Origin of the sequence: Nocardiopsis sp. LOL_012, assembly GCF_048060475.1 — a bacterium.
Lineage (GTDB): Bacteria > Actinomycetota > Actinomycetes > Streptosporangiales > Streptosporangiaceae > Nocardiopsis.
In genome coordinates this window covers 1-249 of record NZ_JBHMIV010000150.1, presented here as the reverse complement: position 1 = coordinate 249, position 249 = coordinate 1, and the positions used below count along the sequence as shown (strand labels likewise).

The following is a 249-nucleotide window of genomic DNA, read 5'->3' as shown; positions in this document are numbered from 1 at the left end:
CACACGGCCCGAACCCGAGACAACTGGTCCTCGCCCGCGGCATCAGCTACCGCATCACCGAGGTCTCAGAACGGGACGGCCACACCTTCCTCACCGCCGAGGTCCTGCCGACACCGCCCACCCCGCCCACAGCACAGGAACCCGCCCCGGAACCGGAACCGGAGGAGACCCCCGCCCAACAGCACGTCCCACACGACGCCCCGGGCCAGATCACCCCGGACGGATACCGCACCTTCACCACCAACAACG

At 69.5% G+C, this 249-nt stretch carries 1 pseudogene; it reads left to right on the top strand.

Features of this window, described 5'->3' with window-relative positions:
• Positions 1–249, top strand: a pseudogene (locus ACFHWE_RS23865) (hypothetical protein); the annotation flags it as partial.